This is a genomic window from Rhizobium sp. B230/85 (assembly GCF_019355735.1).
In the GTDB taxonomy this organism is placed as follows: domain Bacteria; phylum Pseudomonadota; class Alphaproteobacteria; order Rhizobiales; family Rhizobiaceae; genus Rhizobium; species Rhizobium rhododendri.
Map to the genome: position 1 here is coordinate 1,347,950 of NZ_CP072156.1, position 16,539 is coordinate 1,364,488.

Here is a 16,539-nt window from a genome sequence, read left to right on the forward strand (position 1 = left end):
GCGGGCGGGATTTGCCGATTTGACGCATTTGGCGCCTCGCTTGCCAACGACCGGCCAATTCACAAGCAGGACGGCTTATGCAGGAAATCTGGATCGACTATCTCAACGCCATGGACGTCAAGGCGCTGGCGCTCACCAACGACGATATCCTCGGTGCCGTCTCAAAAGCCCTGGACGCGCAGGGGCGCGGCGAAACAGTCATCGAACCACGCGTCCATCTCGTGCCGGAAAGTTCGGACAAGGGGCACTTCAATGTGCTCCGCGGCTACGTGAAGGCGCTCGGCTATGCCGGCGTCAAGGTGGTCGGGGATTTCGTCGACAACTACAAGGTTGGCCTTCCCTCGGAGATGGCGGTGCTCAATCTCTTCGATCCGCAGACCGGCGTGCCCAAGGCCATCGTCGATGCCACCGCCATCACCGACATGCGCACCGGCGCCGTGACCGCTATCGGTGCGCGGCATCTGGCCCGCAAGGACAGCAAGATCCTCGGCCACATCGGCGCCCGCGGGACATCCTACTGGAACGTCCGTCTGCTGGACCACATCTTCGATTTCGACGAAATCCGCATCCATTCCCGCCGTCCGGAAAGCCGCGATGCCTTTGCTGCGCGTCTCGAGCAGGATCTCGGCAAGAAGATCGTCGTCACCGAAACCTGGGAAGACTGCCTTGACGGTGCCGACATCATGATCGAGGCAAGCCGCCTGCCGGAACCGACGCCGTTGTTCAAAACCTCCTGGGTCAAGAAGGGCGCCTTCGTCGTACCCTACGGCACGATGAGCGCGCTGGAGTTCGATCTCACCGACATCATGGACAAGGTCGTCGTCGACGACTGGGGCCAGTGCGGTCCCGGTCGCCCCTATGGCGCGTTGCGCCGCCATGTCGACGAGGGCAAGGTGACGGCGGAAAACCTGCATGCCGAAATCGGCCAGATCGTCTGCGGCGCAAAGCCCGGCCGGGAAAGCGACGACGAAACCATCCTGTTCTGGCATCGCGGCCTTTCGACCACTGACATTGCACTCGGGGCTGCCATGGTCGACAAGGCCCGGCGGCTTGGCATCGGCCAGCGGCTGCGCTTTGCCTGAGGATCCAGAGGACATGAAAGTTGGCAAAGGCCGGGTAGGCGTGATCTTCGACCGCAGCGGCGGCAGTGTCGAGGCCGTCTGCGCCATCGCCCGTCGGCAGGCCACAGTCTCGGTCGACAGCATCGCCATCTCCGGCATCGATGCCGCCTATGCCTGCCTCGTGCGCCACGCCGCGCAAGGCGAAGCCATTTACGGTGTCAGCACCGGCCTTGGCGCCGCCGTCGATACGCGCATCGATCCGGCGGAAGGCTCCGGCCAGTCGGCCATAGCGCGCCCCCGTGCAGTCGGCGTCGGCCGGTTCGCAGAGGTCGCGGAAGTCCGGGCGATGATGGCGAGCCGGCTTGCCCGCTTCTGCCTCGGCTATTCCGGCGTCTCGTCTCCTGTCGCCCTGACGCTCGCCGAAATGCTCAATCGGGGCATCCATCCCCGCGTGCCGATGACCGGCTCCATCGGCGAGGCGGATCTTGCACCGCTCGCCCATATCGCCTTGACGATGACGGGGGAGGGTGTCGTCCTCTCCGGAGAGGACAAGCTTCAGTCGGGCGCCGAGGCCTTTGCGTCGGCCGGCCTGGACCTGCCCGTCTTCGGCATCAAGGACGGCCTGTCGCTGATTTCCTCGAATGCTGCATCTGTTGGGCTCGCCTGCCTGCTGCTCGAAGACATCGGCTACGTCTTCGATGCCCACATCGGCGCGGTGGCGCTATTGTTCGAGGGGTTCCGGGCCAGCATCGATCCGCTCCATCCCCTTTCCGACCGTCTGCGACCGGGCCCCTGCCAGGGCGAGGTGGGCGCTGCGATCCGGGCGCTGCTCGAGGGCGGCGATCTCGTGGCCGGCAACGGCGCGAGGCGGTTGCAGGACCCCCTCAGCCTGCGCTGCGCCCCTGCCGTCTCGGGCACGGCGCTGCATGCCTTCCGGTCCGCATTTGCCGCCACCGAACTCGAACTTCGCTCCAGCGACGATAATCCGTCGGTCATCGCCGATGAGGATATCGTGCTGCCGACCGGCAATTTCGATCCGACCCACATGGTTCTCGCCTTCGATACGCTGGGCCTCGCACTTGCGCGTCTGGCGGCGATGGCGGCGGAGCGGATGATGAAGCTGCTGTCGCCCGGTTTCTCGGACCTGCCGCGCTTTCTCGCCCCGGCGCAACCTGGCGCCAACGGCTTTGGCGCGCTGCAAAAGACCATCGCCGCGCTGACGGCGGAGATCGGCCATCTCGCCATGCCGATGCCGTTCGTGGTGACGCCGGTGGCTGACCGCGTCGAAGACTATGCCTCGATGTCGATGTCGGTCATCGACAAGACGAGGCAACTGGTGGCGAAGTGGCGCTATCTGACCGCGATAGAGCTGATCGTAGCCGCCCGTGCCGTGGATCTCAGGGAAGGCATCGTGCTTGGACACGGCGCGCAATCCCTGTTTGAAAACATTCGCGCCATCGTGCCCCCGCTCGTCGCGGATCGCTCCTCGAGCGACGATATCCATGCGCTCGCCGACGCCATAGAGACGGCCCGGCTTCTTCCGCCACAGGCCCCAGGCAACGCCACAGCTCAGTTATAAAAGAAACGCCGCCGTAAAGTCTCGGGTAAGCTTACGCTGCTACAATAGAAAATCCTATTCGATCTGACGCAAGCTGTGGGGCCACGCGATCATGACATCGACCTACCAGAGCTTTACGCTCGATACCCGTAATATGACGTCGACGTTGTCGCGAGTGTCCTCGCAGACGACGACCAAGCGCGATATCGACTATTACAATGCCCATATCGGCAATGTGAAGACGCTCGACGATCTCATGGGCGACTACCAGCTCTACAGCTACGCCATGAAAGCCTATGGCCTGGAAGACTTCACCTATGCCAAGGGCTTCATGAAGAAGGTCTTTTCCAGCGACCTCAGCGATGCCACCAGCTTTGCCAACCGCCTGAACGATCCGAAATACAAGCAGATTGCCGCCGCCTTCAACTTCGGTGCATCGGGCACGCCAACGGCGCAGACGGCTGCGACCTCGACGAAGATGTTCGGGGCAGCCGCCACCAAGACGACCGACGCATCGATCGGCCTCTACCAGCAGTCCTTTGCCACGGAAGAGGCCGCGGCGAAGACCGAGACGGACTATTACGACGCCAATATCGGCTCCGTCAAAACAGTCGACGACTTGCTGAAAAACACCCGCCTCAGGGATTACGTGCTGAAGGGCTACGGCATCGATCCGACGAACGTCTCGAACAGCTTCCTGAAGTCGATGCTGACGAGCGACCTCAGCGATCCCGCAAGCTTCGTCAACGTCAGCGGCAGCGCGGCCGGCAAGGCGATCACGGCGCAGTTCAATTTCAATGCCGACGGCACCATCTCCACCACGACAGCCGACGCGGACAAGGCCTATTACGAGGCCAACATCGGTGCGGTGAAGTCGGCGACCGATTTCGTCTCCGACCGTCGGCTTTTCGATTATGCCAAGGCAGCCTTCGGCGTCCCCTTGAAAGTCACGGATGTGCAGTTCGCCGCTTCGGTGGCCGACGCTGCCACGGCGGAACGATACGGCCTGACCTCGACACTGGCGCAATTCAACTTCCAGGCGGATGGAAAGGTGGCCGATGGCGCCGTGATCCAGACCGCCGCCCAGATCAGCACGACATCCGCAAACTATGTTGCCCAGTATAAGAGCCAGGTCCAGACCCTCGGTCAGCGCTCGGCAGTCATGGACGCCTATAACGACACGGTGCCTACCTTCGTTACCGGCGCCGCTGCGGCCGACGATGCCGCATACTACAAGGCAAACATCGGTTCGGTGACGTCTGTCGAGGAGCTGACACACAACAAGCGGCTCTTCGACTACGTCAAGATCGCCTACAATCTGGAGGGGCTCGACGGGCAGGCGAATGAAAATACGCTGCGCTATGACTTCGAGAACGCTGTGGAAGACCCGGTCTATGCCAAGCTGATCGGTTTTTCCGACGTGGTCGCGCAGTTCAATTTCCAGTCCGACGGCACCGTCGCATCGGGCACGCAGGCCCAGACCGCCACCCAGCTCGCAGCCGCGACAAAATCCTACACCACCAACTACAAGGCGGAACAGGCGGCCACCACCGTCGATGCCGTGGCCAACTACAAGACCCGCATCGCGGCCGTGAAGACCATCGACCAGTTCTTTGCGAGCAACGCCACCGCCGACAAGAGCAAGGCAAACGACAATCTCCCCGAACTCTACCAGATGGCGTTGCGCTCCTACGGTATCGGCGAGACTGAGATCTCCAAGGGCCAGATGAAGAAGATCATGGAGAGCGATCCCTATGATCCGAAAAGCTACGTCAACACCCTGAAGGACGACCGTTTCGTCAATCTGGCAAAAGCGTTCAATTTCGACAGCGAGGGCAAACTGAAGCTGCCGGTCACGGCTCTCTCGACCACGCAGATCAACGCCTACATCTCGGAATATTCCAAGGACAGCAAACGCGGACTGACCGGCCCCGCTCTCACCAAGGCGGTCGCCCAGATCAAGACCGACGCCACCTATTTTGCGACCAAGATGGCCGATGTCACCAACCTGTCCGACTTCCTGAAGGACAGCAAGCTGACGAACTTCGTGCTGACGGCCAACGGCCTCGATCCGAAGAAGATCACCGCCGACACGCTGAAAAAGGCATTCACCTCGGATCCCGCCAAGGCCAACAGCTTCATCAACACTGCGGCGGGAGCGCAATTGAAGCCCATCGTCGACGCGTTCAACTTCGGCATCGACGGCAAGCTCGTGGACACCAAGCTCGGCTCGGCGCAAAACAAGGGCGCCCTGGATTCGACGAACGACCTCTACCTTCACCAGACCCTGGAAAAGCAGGAGGGCGAAACCAACGACGGCATCCGGCTTGCGCTCTATTTCCAGCGCCAGGCGCCTGCCATCAATTCCGTTTACGACATCATGGCCGACAGCGCGCTGTATTCAGTGATCACCACCACCTACAGCCTGCCCAGTGCCATTTCGTCGATGGATGTCGACGCGCAGGCAAAGCTCCTGAAGAAATTCATCAATATCGACGACCTGCACGACACGAAGAAGCTGAACAAGCTGCTGCAGCGCTTCTCGGTGGAATACGACCTGAAGAATAACAACACCGGATCGTCGTCGGCGCTCTCCATCCTGCAGCCCTCCGGATCCTTCGGCGTGAGCGCCGACACGTTGCTGTCGATCGCCCAGCTTAAGCGTGGCTAGTTTTATCAAGGGATAGGCGGTTGCCGAGCCATAGTCCGCAATGGGCTCGGCCGGGCCGATGCGCGGCTAGACCCGGTATTGTTAGCCCTGTGGCTGGAAAGCCAGGACCTGCCACTCGTTGTCGCCGACAAGGCATGTCTTGCCGTAGAAATTGGCGATCCCGTCATAGGCGTGACGGGTGGTCCGGAACTGCCGGCAAACCTGGCCGGTCGCATTGTTTTCGACAATCGTATCGATCACGCCGGCGCTGCCGGTCGAGGCATTGGCCCAGGCCAGAGGCTGGCCCTTGAGCTTGCTGAGATCCGCCGATGTCACGGCGTTGCGCACGGTGACTTCGTCGGACACGGTATCGGAGGCGGGTGGCGTCTTCGAGACGGCACCTGTGGTCACCGACTTGTCCACCTTGGCGGAACTGAAAAGATCCATTCCGCCGGTGGTGCAGCCGGAAAGCGACAGAAGAGCGATGCCCATGGCAGCGATGATGCCGCGCTTTGAAAGCAGGCCCTTTGTATAGACTGTCGATCTTGTTATGACTTTCACCCGTATGTTGCTGGGCCAGACAAACCTGGACACTTTGATTAAAATCCGGAGCGCTTAACCAATATGTCGGAAAACGAGTTAACAAGCAGTGACTTCACCCTGCAAAACGAGCCTTTTGTGCTGTTTTCGAGCTGGTTGGAAGAGGCGCACGCCTCTGAGTTGAATGATCCGAATGCAGTTGCGCTGGCAACGGTGGATGAAGATGGTTTGCCAAACGTCCGCATGGTCCTCCTGAAGGGTTTCGATCACCAAGGATTCGTATTCTATACAAATTTCGAAAGTCAGAAAGGCCAAGAACTGCTTTCGGCGAAAAAAGCGGCCATGTGCTTTCACTGGAAATCGCTGCGACGCCAGGTGCGGTTGCGCGGTCGCGTCGAAGTGGTGACCAACGAAGAGGCCGACGAGTATTTCAAATCCCGGCCGCGCGGCAGCCGCATCGGCGCCTGGGCGTCGAAACAGTCACGGCCGCTGGAAAGCCGGTTCGCGCTGGAAAAGGCTGTCGCGGAATATACGGCGCGCTACGCCATCGGCGAAATCCCGCGTCCCGAAAACTGGTCCGGCTTCCGCATCCGCCCGCAGTCGATCGAGTTCTGGAAGGACGGCAAGTTCCGGCTTCACGACCGCATTGAGTTCCGCCGAACGGCCGAGGATGCGGCCTGGGATAAGGTACGCATGTATCCCTGACCGGTCATCCCTTTCCGACCATCCGCATGGGAATGCCGGAAGCCAGGGCCTCGACGTAACGGGGCTTCTGGTAATATCCGTTCAGTGAAATACGCGGCAGCAGCGTCATCGGCGCTGCTGCCGTGGAAGGCACGGTGCCCGGTCGCGTCGTCACGCCGACGGTGAAACCAAGGCTCGCCGCGATCTGTCCCTCGCGTGCGGATACCGCGCTGGCCGTACCGTAGGGATAGGCAACGGTGGTCGGGCGTCGGCCGGTGATGGCCGCCACATAGTCTGCCGATTCGCGGATGTCGAAGGCGACTTCCGCGGGGCTGAGCCTTGCGAGCGCCCGATGGCTGACCGTATGGGCGCCGAGAGACACCAGGGGGTGGCGTGCCAGTGCCTGAAGCTCGCCAAAATCCATGATCAGCGCGCGCACGATCTCCAGCGGCTGGATGCCTTCATCCTCTGCCAGCCAGTCGATGGCCGATACCGCCTCCATCTCGTCCGTCCCGTGCACGAAAGCTGCAAACCGCTCAAATGCCAGTTGCTTTTGCTCGAGGTCGCCGAGATCAAGCCGTTCCAAACCCCTGCCGAAATCGAAGGCGAGGGTGTGGCGCTCCCTGAGGAGAACGGAAAGCGTCTCCCACCACATGCTGTGGGTTCGCTCGGAAAGCCCCTTGGCAACGAAGATCGTCACCGGCACGCTGTGCCGCTCGAACACGGGCAACGCATGCTCGACATTGTTGCGGTTGCCATCGTCCAGCGTGAATGCGGCAAAGCGGGTGGCCCCGCCAGCGGCTATGCGTTGCGGCAGTTCGTCGAGGGCCACGAAGATCCGCCCCTCCGCCTTCAGTTCGCGGATCGCCCGGTCGAGAAACTGCGGCGTGACTTCGAGGTGCCGGTTCGGCGCGAAGGGGAGGGGACTGTAAGGTCGCACATGGTGAAGGGTGAAGATCGCGCCGACACCGGCGGCCGCTTTCATTGCCCCGAGCGATTTCAACAGCAACGCCGCATCCAGCCCTGCGCCGACAGCCGTCCGCTTGAGCCGGCGTCGGAGCTCTGGGCTGATGAGGTTTGCCATGATGTCGGTCCGGGTCTGGGGTCATGGCCGGGCTCGGCCGCGTCCAGAATAGGCCGATGCCACTTAACCCTTGCTAAATTATGCTTAAATTCGTCGATATTAACCTGCCCTTTACCGTGACACGTAAAATTGGCGGTCAAGCGCGATTATTGCCTCGATATCGCGCCAAAATCACGCTTTTGTCGCATAATTGCACAGCCGGCCGTCGCGGCGAGCTGGCATTTGTTTCGGTTGGGGACAGGTATGAAGAAAATCTGGGTGGCTCTCTCGGCAGCTGTCGTGCTGGCGAACTCGTCTATTGCCGCCTATGCCGGCAGTGCCTACTTCATAATGGATGCGAAGAACGGCAAGGTCCTGGCGTCGCAGAGTGCCGACGAACTGAACCATCCGGCATCGCTTACCAAGATGATGACCCTCTATCTGGCCTTCGAGGCGCTGCATCGCGGCAAGCTCGGCTGGAACTCCGAACTCAAGGTGTCGAGCAACGCCGCCGGCAAAAGCCCCACCAAGCTCGGCCTGCGCCCCGGCAGCACCGTCACCGTCCGCGAAGCCGTCAATGGCATGATCATCAAGTCGGCCAACGACGCAGCCACCGTCATGGCAGAAGCGCTCGGCGGCAGCGAAAGCAACTTCGGCCGGATGATGACGGCCAAGGCCCGCCAGCTCGGCATGAGCCGGACCACCTTCGTCAATCCATCGGGTCTCCCCGATCCTCGCCAGATCACCACCGCCCGCGACATGTCGACGCTCGCCGTCGCGCTGATCAACGACTATCCGACCGAGTATCGCCTGTTTTCGCAGACCGGCTTTGTCTATCGCGGCCGGCCGATCCGTGGCCACAACAACCTGATGTACCGCTACAAAGGCATGGACGGCATCAAGACCGGCTACACCAATGCCTCCGGCTTCAACATCGTCAGCACGGTTCGCGACGGCAATCGCCGCCTCATCGGCGTCGTCCTCGGCGGCCCCACGGCGCGTGCCCGCGACGACAAGATGGCCGGATTGCTTAATCGATACATGAGCCAGGCATCGTCCGGCGGCGGCAGCCGTCTGGTCGCAAGTATCGGTGGCCGGGCTGCTCCCCGTGAAGTCGAAGTCGCATCCGCATCGCCTGACATCGATGTGCCGGCTCCCCTGGCGCCGCGCCGTACCACCGTCATCACCCGCACGGTCGCCACGGCGACCGGTCTTGCCGTGCCGATCGAACGGCCGCAAGCGATGCAGGAAATAGTCAACAGGGCCGAGGCTGAAGACGATGCGCCGTCGGCTGAGATGACGGCATCGACCGGCTCGTCTGGTGGTGCCTGGCAGGTGCAGATCGCCGCCACGCCTTCTGCCAAGGCGGCCAAGGATCTGCTGGCGACAGCACAGGCGAAGACCGGCGGCCCGCTGCTCAACGCCTTTGCCTATACGGAGGAAGCCGGCAAGGGCTCGAAGAAAGTCTATCGCGCCCGCTTCGTCGGCTTCGAAAGCCGGGCTGCCGCAGACAATGCCTGCAGCGCGCTGAAGAAACATGATTTCAAATGCATGGCGATGCCGGGCTGAAGCCGGATACGCCTCTTTTCCTTTACACCCGTCGGGATAGACGCCGACGGGTGAATCATGCATCTCTCCATCAGAACGTATGGAGAACGAAATGCTTGGCGATCTATCTGCGAAATTCGAAGAAGCGTCCCGGTCTTATGCCGAGCAGAACGGCATCATCCGCGACGCTGAGTGGTTCTTGCTTAAGCTGCAGGAAGAGGTCGGAGAACTGACGCAGGCCTTCAACCACAAGACCGGCAGGGGCCGTCGAAAAGGCCTATCGGACGAGCAGCTTGCAGAGGCCATGGAAGATGAAGCCGCCGACGTGCTGGGCCACATCCTGCTGTTTGCAAAGGCCCACGATCTCGACATCGCAGCCGCTGTCGAGCGGAAGTGGCGGTTCACGCCCGATATCCGCTGAAAGCCATCACGGCTGGACCACATCCGATATGGCCGACCGCATCGATTTCCGAGCCTTAAGCCTTCGTCCCACCCACAGTCACCTGATCCATCCGCAGATGCGGCTGGCCGACGCCGACGGGGACCCATTGACCGCCTTTGCCGCAATTGCCGATGCCGGTGTCGAGGCTGGTGTCGTTGCCGATCATCGAGACGCGCTTCATCGCATCCGGGCCGTTGCCGATCAGCATGGCGCCCTTGATCGGCGCGCCAATCTTGCCGTTTTCGATCATGTAGGCTTCGGTGCAGCCGAAGACGAACTTGCCGGAAGTGATGTCAACCTGGCCGCCGCCGAAGGAAACTGCGTAGATGCCCTTCTTGACCGACGCGATGATTTCGGCCGGTGTCTTGTCGCCGGACAGCATGAATGTGTTGGTCATGCGCGGCATCGGCACGTGGGCATAACCCTGCCGGCGGCCGTTGCCGGTTGGCTGCATGCCCATCAGCCGGGCGTTCTGGCGGTCCTGCATGTAGTTGACCAGCTTGCCGTTCTCGATCAGCACGTTGTAGGCCGACGGCGTGCCTTCGTCGTCGATGGTGATCGAGCCGCGGCGGTTTTCGATGGTGCCGTCGTCGACCACGGTCACTCCCGGCGCGGCGACCATTTCACCCATCAGCCCGGCAAAGGCGGAGGTCTTCTTGCGGTTGAAATCGCCTTCGAGCCCATGTCCGACGGCCTCGTGCAGCATGACGCCCGGCCAGCCGTTGCCCAGCACGACGTCCATCGTACCAGCCGGCGCTTCCAGCGCGTCGAGGTTGACCAGCGCCTGGCGCAGCGCCTCGTCGGCTCCGTAGTGCCAGCTGTCTCCGGTGATGAAATCGCCAAAGCCGACTCGGCCGCCGGTGCCGTAAGAGCCGGATTCCTGCCGGTCGCCATCGCCGACCATCACTGAAATATTGATGCGTGTCATCGGCCGGATATCGCGGACGCGGTGGCCGTCGGCGCGCAGGATGTCGACGACCTGCCAGAAGGCAGCGACCGATGCAGTGACCTGGCGGACCTTGCCGTCCTTGTCGCGCAGATAGCTGTCGATCTGCTGCAGGAGCTTGGCCTTGTCCTCGAAGCTCGGGCTGCCGATCGGGTTTTCGTCGCTGTAGAGCCGAGTGTTGGTGCGCTGCGGGGCGGCGGCGTAGGAGCCGGCATAACCGCGCGTCACGGCGCCGACGGCATCGGCCGCGCGCTTGAGTGCCGCTTCCGAGAGATCGCCGGCATGGGCATAGCCGACCGCCTCGCCGGCGACGCTGCGCAGGCCAAAGCCCTGTTCGGTGTTGAAGCTGCCGCCCTTCATCCGTCCGTTGTCGAATGTCAGCGATTCCGACTGGACGTGTTCGACGAAGAGTTCGCCATCGTCGGCGCCGTTGAGCGCATCGGCGACGATGCTGCGCAGCTTGGTTTCGTCGGTGTCGAACAGGGTAAGCAGATCGGTGTTCATGAAATTGGTACTCCGTTCATGCCGATGTAGGTCCGGCGCGCAGGCAGAGCAAGCCCGGCGATCAGGGAAGGGCCGTATAACCTTCGGCAAAGCCTTTCAGGTCGACGGGAATGCCGATGCCTTCTTCCTGCGTCTGGAAGACGGTGAAGGTCGCGGTCGTGCCTTTGCGCAGGGTGCCGAGCAATTGCTCCTCGAGCACGACTTCGGCGTAGCAGCCATCCGAGAAGCAGCGGGCGAAATAGGCGTTGCCGATGTCGGCGCCATCGATGTACAGGCCGAGACCGTTCGGCAGCAGCACGCTCAGTGGCGCCTGTACCCTGAGCAGTCCGGTCTTGCCGCCGGGCGCCTTGGACACGGCAACCGAAATCTGCATCTCCGGCCGCTCCTGCGACACGACGCTCTGCATCAGCACGCATTTCTTGTCGGGGCTGTTGTCCGCAGTGCCGCAGACTTCCGTCCAGGCGCCGAAGGTGGTCTTCGCCTGGCTGGAAGCGGGTGGAGGCGTGGCGGGTGCGGGAGCCGGTGCCGGCTGTGCTTCAGGGGCGGGGGCAGGCGCTGCCGGTTGCGGGGCGGGCGTCGTCTGCGCCGTGGCGGGTACGCTGGCGACCGCCCATGCAAGAAGCGCCGCGGCGACAGTGCGGGGTACCCAAAAGCCGGCAAGTAAACCAAACCGCATTGAAGCCTCTTCCAAGAAGGTCGCGCGCCCCGCAGAACGGGACGCCATGAACCGTTAAGTCCCGGCGATCACGCCGGAGACATCACGGCAGGACATCGTAGCCTTCGCCAAATCCCTTGAGATCGACGGGGATACCGATCTTATCCTTATCCGCAGCCTCGCGTACGGAAAAGACCGCAGTTGATCCGGAGCGCAGCATTTTCAAAAGATTATCGTCCAAAGCGACTTCCGCATAGCAGCCATCGGCAAAACAGCGCACGAATTGCGTCTTGCCGAGGTCTTTTCCATCGACGATCAGCCCGAGGCCACCATCGGTCGGCTGGAAAGGATTGAGCAGAACGCCGAGCGGCGCCAGCACGCGCAGGATCTTCGCCTTGCGGTCGGCCGTTTTCAGCACCACGACGGAAAGCCCGACCTCCGGCCGGTCCTCGGCGATCACATTCTGCATCAGCGCGCACTGGTTGGTCTGGGCGCCGGCAGGCTTGTCGCAGATCACAGACCATGCGCCGTGCATCGACTGGACGGTGCCGGGCGGCTGCTGTCCGCCCTGCGGCACAGGCACTTGTTGTACAGGCACCTGCGCCGGCGCCGGTGTCGGCGTGGCGGTCTGCGGCTGCTGGGCGAATGCGGGCAGTGAAGCCGAAGCGGCGATGCCTGCCGCCAGCAACCCAAGCCGCGCGAGGGAACGAAAACCCATGGAAACCCCTAGTTTCGAATCATTGCGGCCATTCTTGCGGGTGCACCCGTCAAATGAAAGCCCTGGACGCTGGATTCCATTTTCACTGCGGCGGAAATAGGACCTGCAGGCGCTTTTGTCCAAGGCTCCTGCACTGCCGCTCGGTGATTTTTCGTAAAGTTACACAATAGTTCGCGCATCTTAGCCCTGCCGAAAGATTAGACCGAGCAAAAATGCCGCACAGGCAAACACTCGGGAATTGTTGCTGCCACGGTGAAACTGTGGTTTGAAGAAGATGAGGAATGGTGGGATTCTGCGTTTGAACGGAGAGGGTTCAAGCGCTTTAGGGAGATACATCGTCATGAAGAGGACCAATGCAGTTCTGGCGTCGCTCGCCTGTCTGCTCTTTACGACCCGTAGTTTCGCCGATCAACCGATGCCGTGGCAGATGGGGATGCAGCCCTCGGCAACGCCGATCATGAGCCAGGTGCGATGGTTCGAGCAATATACGCTCTGGTTCATCGTGCCGATTACGCTGTTCGTGCTGGCCCTCCTCATCATCGTCATGATCAAGTTTCGCGCCAGCAAGAACCCCGTCCCATCGCGCACCAGCCACAACACGCTGATCGAAGTCGCATGGACCATCGGACCGGTGCTGGTGTTGCTGTTCCTTGCCGTCCCATCCTTCGACCTTCTGACCGCGCAGCTGACATTCCCGAAAAATCCCGACGTCACCGTCAAGGTCACGGGGACGCAGTGGCAGTGGAACTACGAATACGAGAACACCGGCGATACGCCGCTGGCCTTTGACTCCTACATGCTGAAGGATCCGGACCGCGCCGCATCCGGCAAGACTGACAAGGCGATCTATCCGCGCCTGCTTGCCGTTGACAACGAACTCGTGCTGCCGGTCAACAAGGTCGTCCGCGTGCTGGTGACGGCGGCGCCGACCGATGTCATCCATTCCTTTTCCATGCCGTCATTCGCCATCAAGACCGACGCCGTGCCCGGCCGCCTGAACGAGACCTGGTTCAAGGCCGAGCGTGAAGGCATGTTCTACGGCCAGTGTTCGGAGCTCTGCGGCAAGGACCATGCGTTCATGCCGATTGCCATCCGGATCGTCTCCGAGGACAGATACAAGCAATGGCTGACCGTCGCCTCGAGCGACCTGGGCAAGGCCAACAAGGCGCTTATGGCCGAGGTCGACACGCCGTCTAAGACGGTCGATGTCGCCGCGAACGTCGCGCAGTAATCCGGGGGGAGATGATTAACATGGCTGGTTCCGCCACACACGACAAGCTGTCCGATGCTCACGGTCACGACGACGCCCATGCGCATGGCGAACAACACGCGCACAAGCCGAGCTTTGCCAATCGCTGGCTGTTCTCGACCAACCACAAGGACATCGGCACGCTTTACCTGATCTTCGCGATCATCGCCGGCGTCATCGGCGGTATCCTGTCCGTGCTGATGCGCATGGAGCTGCAGGAGCCGGGCATCCAGATCTTCAATGGTCTCGCCGCCATGGTCTACGGGTACTCCGGCGATGCCGCCATTGACGGCGGCAAGCAGATGTACAACGTCTTCACGACCGCGCACGCGCTGATCATGATCTTCTTCATGGTCATGCCGGCGATGATCGGCGGCTTTGCCAACTGGATGGTGCCGATCATGATTGGCGCGCCGGACATGGCTTTCCCGCGCCTCAACAACATCTCCTTCTGGCTGATCGTCCCTGCCTTCATCCTGCTGCTGATGTCGATGTTCGTCGAAGGTCCGGCAGGCGCCTACGGGGCCGGCGGCGGCTGGACGCTCTATCCGCCCTTGTCTTCGACCGTCGGCCATCCCGGACCGGCAGTCGATCTGGTGATCTTCGCGCTGCACATCGCCGGTGCCTCGTCGATCCTCGGCGCCATCAACTTCATCACCACCATCCTCAACATGCGCGCCCCCGGCATGACGCTGCATAAGATGCCGCTGTTTGCCTGGGCCGTGCTGATCACCGCCTTCCTGCTGCTGCTGTCTCTGCCGGTTCTGGCCGGTGCGATCACCATGCTGCTGACGGACCGCAATTTCGGCACAACCTTCTTTGCGCCTGAAGGCGGCGGCGATCCCGTGCTGTTCCAGCACCTGTTCTGGTTCTTCGGCCACCCGGAAGTCTACATCCTGATCCTGCCCGGATTCGGAATGATCAGCCACATCGTCTCGACCTTCTCGAAGAAGCCGATCTTCGGCTATCTCGGCATGGCCTATGCCATGGTCGCCATCGGTGCCGTCGGCTTCGTCGTGTGGGCGCATCACATGTATGCTGTCGGCCTGTCGCTCGATACGCAGCGCTACTTCGTCTTTGCCACCATGGTCATCGCGGTGCCGACCGGGGTGAAGATCTTCTCCTGGATCGCCACCATGTGGGGCGGCTCGATCTCGTTCCGCACGCCGATGATCTGGGCTATCGGCTTCATCTTCCTGTTCACCGTCGGTGGCGTCACCGGCGTGCAGCTTGCCAATGCCGGTTTCGACCGTCCGGTCCACGATACCTACTACGTCGTCGCCCACTTCCATTATGTTCTGTCGCTCGGTGCCGTGTTTGCAATCTTTGCGGCCTGGTACTATTGGTTGCCGAAGATGTGCGGCTACATGTACAATGAGAAGATCGGCAACCTGCACTTCTGGGTGATGTTCGTCGGCGTCAACATGGTGTTTTTCCCGCAGCATTTCCTCGGCCTTGCCGGCATGCCGCGCCGCTACATCGATTATCCGGACGCCTTTGCCGGCTGGAACTTCGTGTCCTCGATCGGCTCCTATATCTCCGGCGTCGGCGTGCTGATCTTCCTTTACGGCGTCTACGACACGTTTGCGAAAAAGCGCGTTGCCGGTGATAATCCCTGGGGCGAGGGCGCAACCACACTCGAATGGCAGCTTTCGTCGCCGCCGCCCTACCACCAGTGGGAAGAGCTCCCGCGCATCAAATAATCGCTTTCGGAGCGCCGCCCGACGGGCGGCGTTTTGATCGAGACAAAACTGGACTGTGTAATGACCGTTATCGACAACCACGAGATCCTGGCTTCCGAAGGCGACCTCGGCCTGTCGCAGGCCAGTGCGCGCGATTACTTCGAGCTTCTGAAGCCGCGCGTGATGCAGCTCGTGGTGTTCACCGCGCTGGCCGGCCTGGTGCTGGCGCCCGGTCACATCAATCCGTTCATTGCCGTCATCTCGATCCTCTGCATCGCCGTTGGAGCCGGTGCCTCCGGCTCCCTCAATATGTGGTATGATGCAGACATCGACGCCATCATGACCCGCACCGCCAAGCGGCCTATCCCGTCCGGCCGCGTGACCGGCTCGGAAGCGCTCGGCTTCGGACTGGTGCTGTCCGGCTTCTCGATCACCATTCTGGCGCTCGCCGTCGGCTGGCTGCCTGCCGCCATTCTCGCCTTCACGATCTTCTTCTACGCCGTCGTCTACACGATGTGGCTGAAGCGCTCGACGCCGCAGAACATCGTCATTGGCGGTGCTGCCGGCGCATTTCCGCCGGTCATCGGCTGGGCCTGCGTCACCGGCACCGTGCCGATGGAAAGCATCGTCCTGTTCCTCATCATCTTCCTCTGGACGCCGGCCCACTTCTGGGCGCTGGCACTGTTCAAGATGAAGGATTACGGCTCCGTCGGCGTGCCCATGCTGCCGAATGTCTCGGGCATTCCGACCACCAAGAACCAGATCGTCGTCTACGCCGTGCTAACCGCCGTTGTCGGTGTGGCACCGACCATGATGGGCATGTCCTCGATCGGCTACGGGATCGTCGCCGGCATTCTCGGCGCCATCTTCGTCTACTGTTCGATCACCGTCTGGCGGATGCCGGAAACCGATGTGAAGATGGTCCCGGCCAAGCGGATGTTCGCCTATTCGATCTTCTACCTCTTTGCCATCTTCTCGGCCCTGATGATCGACCGTCTGGTGACGGTGCTGGCCTCGGGCACCGGAGGCTGGTTCTGATGGAAACCGTCAAGCTCACCGCCGCCCAGAAGAAATCGAGACGCGGGCGCAATGTCGCTCTCGGACTGGTGCTTGCGGGGCTGGTGGTGATTTTCTACGTGATGACGATCATCAAGATCGGCACGGGACATTAAGGGAGAGGCTCTTTGGAGGAGGAGACGTCAGGGAGAGCAAGATCGGTCGGGCGCAACAACGGCCTGA

15 protein-coding genes are annotated in these 16,539 nt (G+C 61.6%); 10 read left to right on the forward strand and 5 right to left on the reverse strand.

The features are described from left to right. The first annotated feature begins 77 nt into the window (after nucleotides 1–77). The 3 genes from J5289_RS06390 to J5289_RS06400 all read left to right on the forward strand — a co-directional run bounded on the left by J5289_RS06390 (nucleotide 78) and on the right by J5289_RS06400 (nucleotide 5,290). On the forward strand, nucleotides 78–1,082 hold the full coding sequence (locus J5289_RS06390) for an ornithine cyclodeaminase family protein (RefSeq protein ID WP_209183008.1): 1,005 nt from the start codon (nucleotides 78–80) through the stop codon (nucleotides 1,080–1,082). Between the two features lie 13 nt (nucleotides 1,083–1,095). Continuing rightward, nucleotides 1,096–2,640, forward strand: coding sequence for a histidine ammonia-lyase (hutH, locus tag J5289_RS06395; RefSeq protein ID WP_209183009.1), 1,545 nt, complete (start codon nucleotides 1,096–1,098; stop codon nucleotides 2,638–2,640). Between the two features lie 91 nt (nucleotides 2,641–2,731). Then, nucleotides 2,732–5,290, forward strand: coding sequence for a DUF1217 domain-containing protein (locus tag J5289_RS06400; RefSeq protein ID WP_209183010.1), 2,559 nt, complete (start codon nucleotides 2,732–2,734; stop codon nucleotides 5,288–5,290). An 81-nt stretch (nucleotides 5,291–5,371) separates the two neighbouring features. Here J5289_RS06400 and J5289_RS06405 read toward each other — a convergent pair whose 3' ends face one another. Continuing rightward, nucleotides 5,372–5,830, reverse strand: coding sequence for an RT0821/Lpp0805 family surface protein (locus tag J5289_RS06405; protein WP_142824196.1), 459 nt, complete (start codon nucleotides 5,828–5,830; stop codon nucleotides 5,372–5,374). 63 nt (nucleotides 5,831–5,893) lie between these two features. On the opposite strand from J5289_RS06405, the gene pdxH reads away from it, so the two are divergent. Next, the gene (pdxH, locus tag J5289_RS06410) at nucleotides 5,894–6,514 is read left to right on the forward strand and encodes a pyridoxamine 5'-phosphate oxidase (RefSeq protein ID WP_209183011.1); all 621 of its coding nucleotides are present in this window, start codon (nucleotides 5,894–5,896) and stop codon (nucleotides 6,512–6,514) included. 4 nt (nucleotides 6,515–6,518) lie between these two features. On the opposite strand, the gene J5289_RS06415 is transcribed toward pdxH, so the two are convergent. Next, nucleotides 6,519–7,565, reverse strand: a complete 1,047-nt coding sequence (locus J5289_RS06415; RefSeq protein ID WP_209183020.1) for a polysaccharide deacetylase family protein — start codon at nucleotides 7,563–7,565, stop codon at nucleotides 6,519–6,521. Nucleotides 7,566–7,820: 255 nt separating this feature from the next. On the opposite strand from J5289_RS06415, the gene J5289_RS06420 reads away from it, so the two are divergent. Both J5289_RS06420 and J5289_RS06425 read left to right on the forward strand, forming a co-directional pair. Beyond that, nucleotides 7,821–9,125: a D-alanyl-D-alanine carboxypeptidase gene (locus J5289_RS06420; RefSeq protein WP_209183012.1), complete on the forward strand. Its 1,305-nt coding sequence runs from the start codon at nucleotides 7,821–7,823 to the stop codon at nucleotides 9,123–9,125. Nucleotides 9,126–9,216: 91 nt separating this feature from the next. Next, nucleotides 9,217–9,525 (forward strand): MazG nucleotide pyrophosphohydrolase domain-containing protein, encoded by a 309-nt coding sequence (locus J5289_RS06425; RefSeq protein WP_209183013.1) that lies wholly within the window; start codon nucleotides 9,217–9,219, stop codon nucleotides 9,523–9,525. A 55-nt stretch (nucleotides 9,526–9,580) separates the two neighbouring features. Here J5289_RS06425 and tldD read toward each other — a convergent pair whose 3' ends face one another. The 3 genes from tldD to J5289_RS06440 all read right to left on the reverse strand — a co-directional run bounded on the left by tldD (nucleotide 9,581) and on the right by J5289_RS06440 (nucleotide 12,369). Further along, complete coding sequence (tldD, locus tag J5289_RS06430; RefSeq protein WP_209206705.1) at nucleotides 9,581–10,996, reverse strand: metalloprotease TldD; 1,416 nt, start codon at nucleotides 10,994–10,996, stop codon at nucleotides 9,581–9,583. A 61-nt stretch (nucleotides 10,997–11,057) separates the two neighbouring features. Then, a complete protein-coding gene (locus J5289_RS06435) occupies nucleotides 11,058–11,672 on the reverse strand; it encodes an invasion associated locus B family protein (RefSeq protein ID WP_209187346.1) in 615 nt (204 codons plus the stop codon). 82 nt (nucleotides 11,673–11,754) lie between these two features. Further along, the gene (locus J5289_RS06440; protein WP_142824202.1) at nucleotides 11,755–12,369 is read right to left on the reverse strand and encodes an invasion associated locus B family protein; all 615 of its coding nucleotides are present in this window, start codon (nucleotides 12,367–12,369) and stop codon (nucleotides 11,755–11,757) included. A 340-nt stretch (nucleotides 12,370–12,709) separates the two neighbouring features. Here J5289_RS06440 and coxB point away from each other — a divergent pair, with 340 nt between their 5' ends. The 4 genes from coxB to J5289_RS29160 are packed head-to-tail and all read left to right on the forward strand — an operon-like array spanning nucleotide 12,710 to nucleotide 16,472. Next, complete coding sequence (gene coxB, locus J5289_RS06445; RefSeq protein ID WP_142824203.1) at nucleotides 12,710–13,600, forward strand: cytochrome c oxidase subunit II; 891 nt, start codon at nucleotides 12,710–12,712, stop codon at nucleotides 13,598–13,600. 20 nt (nucleotides 13,601–13,620) lie between these two features. Continuing rightward, nucleotides 13,621–15,321: a cytochrome c oxidase subunit I gene (gene ctaD / locus J5289_RS06450; RefSeq protein WP_142824204.1), complete on the forward strand. Its 1,701-nt coding sequence runs from the start codon at nucleotides 13,621–13,623 to the stop codon at nucleotides 15,319–15,321. Nucleotides 15,322–15,381: 60 nt separating this feature from the next. Then, nucleotides 15,382–16,338 (forward strand): heme o synthase, encoded by a 957-nt coding sequence (locus tag J5289_RS06455; RefSeq protein WP_142824205.1) that lies wholly within the window; start codon nucleotides 15,382–15,384, stop codon nucleotides 16,336–16,338. Continuing rightward, nucleotides 16,338–16,472 carry a hypothetical protein gene (locus J5289_RS29160; RefSeq protein ID WP_142824206.1) on the forward strand — a complete coding sequence of 45 codons (135 nt, stop codon included), beginning with the start codon at nucleotides 16,338–16,340 and terminating at the stop codon, nucleotides 16,470–16,472. Before J5289_RS06455 ends, J5289_RS29160 begins: the two co-directional genes overlap by 1 nt. Nucleotides 16,473–16,539 lie beyond the last annotated feature (67 nt).